This is a genomic window from Sulfitobacter sp. (genome assembly GCF_041552635.1).
In the GTDB taxonomy this organism is placed as follows: Bacteria; Pseudomonadota; Alphaproteobacteria; order Rhodobacterales; family Rhodobacteraceae; genus Sulfitobacter.
In genome coordinates this window covers 1-6,317 of sequence record NZ_JBFEKM010000199.1, presented here as the reverse complement: position 1 = coordinate 6,317, position 6,317 = coordinate 1, and the positions used below count along the sequence as shown (strand labels likewise).

9 protein-coding genes, 1 tRNA gene and 1 pseudogene are annotated in these 6,317 nt (G+C 54.8%); 1 reads left to right on the top strand and 10 read right to left on the bottom strand.

The window, feature by feature from the left end:
• Positions 1-30: 30 nt before the first annotated feature.
• The 7 genes from rplJ to ABYT07_RS18035 all read right to left on the bottom strand — a co-directional run bounded on the left by rplJ (position 31) and on the right by ABYT07_RS18035 (position 4,534).
• Positions 31-546 (bottom strand): 50S ribosomal protein L10, encoded by a 516-nt coding sequence (rplJ, locus tag ABYT07_RS18065; protein ID WP_372993410.1) that lies wholly within the window; start codon positions 544-546, stop codon positions 31-33.
• A gap of 320 nt (positions 547-866) precedes the next feature.
• Positions 867-1,769, bottom strand: a complete 903-nt coding sequence (locus tag ABYT07_RS18060; protein WP_372993409.1) for a glycosyltransferase family 2 protein — start codon at positions 1,767-1,769, stop codon at positions 867-869.
• 116 nt (positions 1,770-1,885) lie between these two features.
• Positions 1,886-2,584, bottom strand: a complete 699-nt coding sequence (gene rplA / locus ABYT07_RS18055; RefSeq protein WP_372993408.1) for a 50S ribosomal protein L1 — start codon at positions 2,582-2,584, stop codon at positions 1,886-1,888.
• Between the two features lies 1 nt (position 2,585).
• On the bottom strand, positions 2,586-3,011 hold the full coding sequence (gene rplK, locus ABYT07_RS18050) for a 50S ribosomal protein L11 (protein WP_372993407.1): 426 nt from the start codon (positions 3,009-3,011) through the stop codon (positions 2,586-2,588).
• Positions 3,012-3,169: 158 nt separating this feature from the next.
• Entirely contained in the window at positions 3,170-3,703 is a 534-nt protein-coding gene (gene nusG / locus ABYT07_RS18045; RefSeq protein WP_008226363.1) for a transcription termination/antitermination protein NusG, read from the bottom strand.
• 207 nt (positions 3,704-3,910) lie between these two features.
• Complete coding sequence (secE, locus tag ABYT07_RS18040; RefSeq protein WP_372993406.1) at positions 3,911-4,108, bottom strand: preprotein translocase subunit SecE; 198 nt, start codon at positions 4,106-4,108, stop codon at positions 3,911-3,913.
• Between the two features lie 96 nt (positions 4,109-4,204).
• Positions 4,205-4,534 (bottom strand): hypothetical protein, encoded by a 330-nt coding sequence (locus tag ABYT07_RS18035; RefSeq protein ID WP_372993405.1) that lies wholly within the window; start codon positions 4,532-4,534, stop codon positions 4,205-4,207.
• A 108-nt stretch (positions 4,535-4,642) separates the two neighbouring features.
• Here ABYT07_RS18035 and ABYT07_RS18030 point away from each other — a divergent pair, with 108 nt between their 5' ends.
• Complete coding sequence (locus tag ABYT07_RS18030) at positions 4,643-4,810, top strand: hypothetical protein (protein ID WP_372993404.1); 168 nt, start codon at positions 4,643-4,645, stop codon at positions 4,808-4,810.
• 621 nt (positions 4,811-5,431) lie between these two features.
• Here the strand turns inward: ABYT07_RS18030 and ABYT07_RS18025 are convergent.
• The 3 genes and pseudogenes from ABYT07_RS18025 to tuf form a co-directional block, all read right to left on the bottom strand.
• Positions 5,432-5,507: transfer RNA gene (locus ABYT07_RS18025), tRNA-Trp, on the bottom strand.
• Between the two features lie 73 nt (positions 5,508-5,580).
• Positions 5,581-6,072 carry a GNAT family N-acetyltransferase gene (locus ABYT07_RS18020; protein ID WP_372993403.1) on the bottom strand — a complete coding sequence of 164 codons (492 nt, stop codon included), beginning with the start codon at positions 6,070-6,072 and terminating at the stop codon, positions 5,581-5,583.
• A 122-nt stretch (positions 6,073-6,194) separates the two neighbouring features.
• A pseudogene (tuf, locus tag ABYT07_RS18015) lies at positions 6,195-6,317 on the bottom strand (elongation factor Tu); the annotation flags it as partial.

The following is a 6,317-nucleotide window of genomic DNA, read 5'->3' as shown; positions in this document are numbered from 1 at the left end:
TCAACCCTGCGCCAGCTTGACGATATTGCTTTACGCAGCCGCCTTGTCCTCGATCGTGGACAAGATGGATGCGATATTGCTTGCAGGTGCGCCAATGGCCCCAGCGATGTTGGAAGCAGGTGCGCCCAGCATGCCCGCGATTGTGGCGATAAGCTCGTCACGCGAAGGCATTTTAGACACGGCTTCGACACCGGCGGCGTCCAAAACGTTCTCACCCATTGCGCCACCGAGAATCACAAACTTTTGATTCTCTTTAGCGAAATCCTGGGCCACCTTGGCTGCTGCCACGGGGTCTTCGGAATAGGTCAGAACGGTCATACCCGTCAGGAGATCAGCAATGCTTTCGCATGGCTTTCCATCAAGGGCAATTTTGTCGAGCCTGTTTTTGGCAACACGCACGGCCCCGCCCGCAGCGCGAGCGCGCGCACGGAGGTCCTGCATTTCAGCAACTGTCAGGCCGACGTAGTGGCTAACCACAACGACGCCAGAGCTTTCAAAGATTTGGCCGAGCTCGTCGACCAACTGTTCTTTCTGGGCTCTATCCACAGTTTTACTCCAAATCTGGGGGTTACCCCCCGGCTCAATTAAGTTTGCTTACGCAAACAGTCTTGGTCCATTTTACGGGAATAAGCCAAAATGCCCTCACGCTTGCGCGCTTGGTAATTCTAACGTCTCCCATCTCGGAAAGGAAATTAAGGCTTTGGGCCACCCTTCGTCTCGGACAGAAGACTCACCCGCAGGAACTGCAGGTGAATCGAGTGCGTACATAGGGGCTGTGATTGTGAATGCCAAGGGCTAAATTGAAGCCCTTCAAGACTTCGGGCCATCTGCTCCCGAAATAGGTCTGACGTCCGACCCCCGGCGGTCTAGAAATAGTTAGCCTCAAATCGGCCCAGTGGCAAATCCAGCGCAAATACGCGGTCCAGTTTTTCCATTTTTTCCAGCGGCGCGTCCGCAAGCATAAAGATGCGAGAATAGGTATCGCGCAGACCTGCTTCATCTTCAGCGTCCCTAAGAGCAACAAGCACGCCCCGTAATCGGCCCGGAACTGAGGTAGAGTTCAAGCGAAAGTCCAATTTTCCGCGCCACGTATCATAGTCTTCGGCGTTTCTGTGCAGGATCGCCAATTCTGACGACGCCTCAAGATCAAGGTCCATCAGCACCTGCCCTTTCGCATCTTCGGGCCAGTGTTGGCGCAAATGGATATCGGTCAATCCCGAACGGATCAGAGATTTACCGTCCAGATGCCCGAAAAAACCCATGCGGCGCTTTGTGTTCCAGCCAAATTCGCCGTGCACATCGGTTACAGCGCGCCGATCAATGGGAAGTCTGAAATATTCTCGCCCCCCTGCGTCCTCGACCAACACCCTTTCAGCAGGGCGGATGCGTACCACATCGATAGAAGCAGGCAATTCAGCAAGAAACCGACCGACCGGGACATCGCCCAAATGCAAGAATTCGTCGCCGTCCAAGTTTAACACCCAATCCTCGGTCGCCAGCCCATAGCCGAAGGTCGTGGCGCTATTCTGACGCCTGCCATGCAAGGCAATCTCGGCAGCACCCAAGCGTTCCAGCCAGAACGCGGGATCGCACGGGATAGCCGTTACACGGTCGACCCCAGCAAGCATATCGATGCTCGGATCATTCGGATCGTCGAAGAACAACCGCATCTGCGACGCACCAAGCCCCAGATGATAGGAAACAAACCGGCGCAGGTTCTCGGGCGTGTCTTTAACGAAGCTTACAGTTGACCAAGTCGGCTCTTGCATCGGCGGCCCCTTTTTGACGCGGTTATCTGCAACATGATCCATATTTGACAGATAAACGCAAACGGGCCCCCTCGACAATCAAGGGGGCCCGTCCACAAAAATACCTGCCCTGAGTATTACTCAGTTACAGCGTTGTCTACTTCAACAGTCACGCCCGGGCCCATGGTGGAGCTCAGTGCGATCTTTTTCATATAGGTCCCTTTGGAACCTGTAGGCTTGGCCTTGGACACAGCACCAACAAAGGCACGAATGTTTTCAACCAGCTTGGCTTCGTCAAAGGACAGTTTGCCGATGCCAGCATGCACAACGCCGCCTTTTTCAGCTTTGAACTGAACCTGACCACCTTTAGCAGCCTCAACAGCTTCTTTGATGTCCATGGTCACTGTACCGATTTTAGGGTTCGGCATCAGGTTGCGTGGGCCAAGAACCTTACCCAGACGGCCAACGATTGGCATCATGTCAGGTGTCGCGATGCAACGATCAAAGTCGATCTTGCCGCCCTGAACCGCTTCCATCAGGTCCTCTGCGCCAACGATATCGGCACCAGCTGCTGTGGCTTCATCTGCTTTTGGACCGCGGGCAAATACTGCAACACGTACAGTTTTACCGGTGCCGTTTGGCAGGCCTACCACACCACGGACCATCTGGTCAGCGTGACGTGGGTCAACACCCAGGTTCATTGCGATTTCGATGGTTTCATCAAATTTCGCGTTTGCGTTTGCCTTGATCAGCGTTACCGCTTCTTCAACGGACAGGTCTTCTTTGCCAGCAAATGCTTCGCGTGCGGCGCGGGTGCGTTTTCCGAATTTTGCCATCTTACTTCACCTCAATGCCCATGGAGCGGGCGGAGCCCAGAATGATCTTCATTGCGGCTTCAACATCCACAGCGCTAAGATCGGCCATTTTTGCTTCTGCAATTTCGCGCAGTTGCTTGGTGGTTACTGTACCAACAGTTTCACGGCTCGGTGTTTTTGCGCCAGAGTTAATCTTGGCAGCCTTCTTCAGGTAATAGGACGCAGGAGGCGTCTTGATGTCCATGGTAAAGGACTTGTCCTGATAATAGCTGATCACGGTCGGGCAAGGGGCACCTGGCTCCAGGTCCGCTGTCTTGGCGTTGAACGCCTTACAGAATTCCATGATGTTGATCCCGCGCTGACCCAATGCGGGGCCAACAGGTGGGGATGGGTTCGCTTGACCCGCTTTAACTTGCAACTTCATCGTACCGACGAGGTGCTTGGCCATTGGCCTTCTCCGTTGTTGTCGGTGGGCTTGCTCCCACCCTACGCAATCACAACGCGTTGTGATCGATTGCTAGCGTGGTCCGGTTTGGCTGCGCGCAGCCTTGCCTCCCACAAACGAACGGTGTTGCCACCGCATCGCGGGTTACCCCGCCTACCCGCTCAGACCTGTTTGTTGACCTGAGTGAATTCCAGTTCGACCGGGGTTTCCCGGCCAAAGATCGACACAGACACCTTCAGGCGCTGGTTCTCATCATCGACTTCTTCGATCATGCCGTCGAAATCTTCGAACGGACCATCCGCAACCTTGACGCGCTCACCCACTTCAAAGTGGATCAATGTGCGCGGTGCTTCTTCGCCCTCTTGGACGCGACCCAGGATCGCGGTCACTTCGGCATCGCGCATCGGCATCGGACGCCCTTGTGGGCCCAAGAAGCCTGTGACGCGGTTGATCGAATTGATCAGGTGATAGCCGCGGTCGGACATTTCCATGTGCACCAGAACATAACCGGGCATAAAGCGCCGCTCTGTCGTAACTTTCTTGCCGCGCCGAACTTCGATCACCTCTTCGGTGGGGACCAGAACTTCGTCAATCTGGTCCTCAAGCTCCTGCTCGGCGACCGTGGTGCGGATTTGTTCGGCGATCTTCTTTTCGAAGTTCGACAAAACACTGACCGAATACCATCTTTTCGCCATCTGAACTCTGGTCCCTGTCTTGCGATGCACGCCTGTGGCGGCATCAAATCTCTTTATGAATGCAGACGATTGCCTGCCTTTCCTGAACAAAAAATCGGCGCGCAACTCGAATCGCAGCGCGCCCTTTGTCAGGTAAGGATTGTGGGATAGCCCGCATATCCGAATGATTCAAGAGGGTGCGTGCGCTTTTGCGCCTGCCCCGCGCAATCAGCCGAAGGCGGACAGAATGTACTGCAGACCGCCACGCAGCAGAATATCGACGAAGGCAAAGAACACAGCCGTCAATGCAGCCAGGATAAAGACCATCACAGTGGTCAGCATCACTTCACGACGGGTTGGCCAAACGACCTTTGCAACTTCGGAACGCACTTGCTGGATGAACTGAAGCGGGTTTAGCGTGGCCATGAAGATATTCCTGTATGCGAACAATTAACGCGATGTAGCCGCCCAATCGCGCAAATTCAAGTGTACAATCGCATAGCGTTTTTCAAGCAAGACCACCTAGTGCGCCCCTAATGAGCTAAAGCGCAGGTCAATCTTGGCACGGTCTTGTTCTGCGACAGCGGCAAGATCGCTGATATCCGGCAGATACAACGCCGCGACCATACGTTCAGGCAAACGGTCCAGCACAGCATCCCAGCGAACGGCAAAACGGTCAATACGCGCGTAAACATCCGCGGCACGTTCCGGATGGCGCGCAACATAAAGACGGAGCGGACGCATCACACGCAGCCAAAAGCCGTCATACCCCAGAATCAAATAGGATATCGCACAAAAGCTGAACGCCAGAACAGCCAGCACAAGGCCGACGAAGGGATAAAAGAGCATCATCGCGCCACCCCAAGCGCCAACACCAGCGACGATCACAAGCCGCTTAGAGGCATATTGTCGTGCTGACTTTTTGCGCCTAGTTGATTTTGAAACCAACGGGGGCTTCGCTTGTTCCGTAGTTTCCTGCCGTACATCGGTTACCCGAACGGCCCGCTGCTGGATGGTCCGCGCCGGCGGCGTGGCTATTTGGCCGACAGGTCCAGCTGGCGCAACAATTGGGCGCATATGCCCCTGCTCTGCCCCTTCAAATCGCCGCCGGTCATGGGCTTCTTTTGAGATAGTATCGCGGACTGCATCGAAAATTGATTCGTGATCATCGTCAGACCGGATAGGAGTCTTGAGCATCTGTTGCATCTTGAAAACCCATTTTAACGAGAGCTGTTAACCAAGAGTTTGACGCAAAGATCCGGCAGGGCCATGGCGGATTTATGGCCGCTTTACGGCGCCGGCCACTTTGATCGCAGGCAAAAGCATTGCTGAACCCAGTTATGTCCTGCCTGTGCACAATCATGCCCAGACTGAGACTGTGATCAAAGAGGTTTACGAATATGAAGTTGCGCCAGATTGGGAGGATAGGAATGGTCCAGCACGACATGGGGCAAGGTCGTGGTCAGGGCTAAGGTGACAGAGCTAAGTTTCCACGATCTGCGAGCGACCGCCGTGATCCGGTTGGCACGGGCCGATTGTAGTGAAGCGGAAATTTCGACGATAACCGGGCATCGCCTGAAGGACGTGGGCGCGAACTTGGTCGCCCATTGCTTGAGCCGCGATTCCCAGCTTACTGGAAGTGCTATGAAAAAACGTGAAGCGCACAAACACAGAGGGGGTGTTGCTAACTAAGCGCCCGACTGCACGGGCCTGCTCAGCATTTAATTGCAGGAATGGCCTGATTTAAATTGGCAGGGGCTGAGGGACTCGAACCCACGACCCTCGGTTTTGGAGACCGATGCTCTACCAACTGAGCTAAACCCCTATGCCGAGTGGTGAGGTAGTCTGGAATCGCGAGGGGATCAAGTGCATATGCACCAACGGACAGGAAAATACTTCTAGCTATCGCCCGATCGGCGATACTCTTGCTCTTTCACGATGGTTCCCCAGACATCACCATCCATTTCGGAATGCAGCACAAACCCAAAGCTGCGGTACAGATGCAGGGCTGGCTCTAATCCCGCAAATGTATGCAGCCACATTTTGCCGTTAGTGTGGGTTTCGGCATGGGCGACCGCTTTGGCCAAAAGCTTGCGACCAATCCCGGTCCCCCGGGATCTGTCAGCACAGATGAACCACCTAAGATGCGCGCCACGCCCTGCCGCTTCGGGATCGTGCAGGTTCAATATCAACGATCCTGCAACCCCGTCCCTGTCATGGGCTATCAACACTAGATCGGTATCCTGTTTACCCTGCGCAAATGCGGCAAGCTGATGCGCGACTTTGGCCTCGAAATAGGTCGTGAAGCCCCAGTTCTGGCTGTAGTGCGCCCCGTGCATCTGGATGATCTGGCCAATCGCACCCGGAAAGAAATCATCGGAAATGTCCATCTTGCACCCTTTCGCTGTGCCCAGACCATATGCCTGCGCATTACAAAACAAAAGGCCGCCCCGGTATGGGACGGCCTTTCGATCTCAAGCTGTTGTGGGTGGGTGTGACCCCACCCTACGGCTTATTCGTTGATTTTGGACACAACGCCCGCGCCAACAGTGCGGCCGCCTTCGCGGATCGCAAAGCGCAGACCGTCTTCCATCGCGATCGGTGCGATCAGTTCAACGTCGAACTGCAGGTTGTC

Excerpts from the sequence above, each read along its gene's own strand:
- ABYT07_RS18060 (WP_372993409.1), bottom strand. The coding sequence starts at position 1,769 with ATGCAAGAGCCGACTTGGTCAACTGTAAGCTTCGTTAAAGACACGCCC.
- rplA (WP_372993408.1), bottom strand. The coding sequence starts at position 2,584 with ATGGCAAAATTCGGAAAACGCACCCGCGCCGCACGCGAAGCATTTGCT.
- rplK (WP_372993407.1), bottom strand. The coding sequence starts at position 3,011 with ATGGCCAAGCACCTCGTCGGTACGATGAAGTTGCAAGTTAAAGCGGGT.
- nusG (WP_008226363.1), bottom strand. The coding sequence starts at position 3,703 with ATGGCGAAAAGATGGTATTCGGTCAGTGTTTTGTCGAACTTCGAAAAG.
- secE (WP_372993406.1), bottom strand. The coding sequence starts at position 4,108 with ATGGCCACGCTAAACCCGCTTCAGTTCATCCAGCAAGTGCGTTCCGAA.
- ABYT07_RS18035 (WP_372993405.1), bottom strand. The coding sequence starts at position 4,534 with ATGATGCTCTTTTATCCCTTCGTCGGCCTTGTGCTGGCTGTTCTGGCG.
- ABYT07_RS18020 (WP_372993403.1), bottom strand. The coding sequence starts at position 6,072 with ATGGACATTTCCGATGATTTCTTTCCGGGTGCGATTGGCCAGATCATC.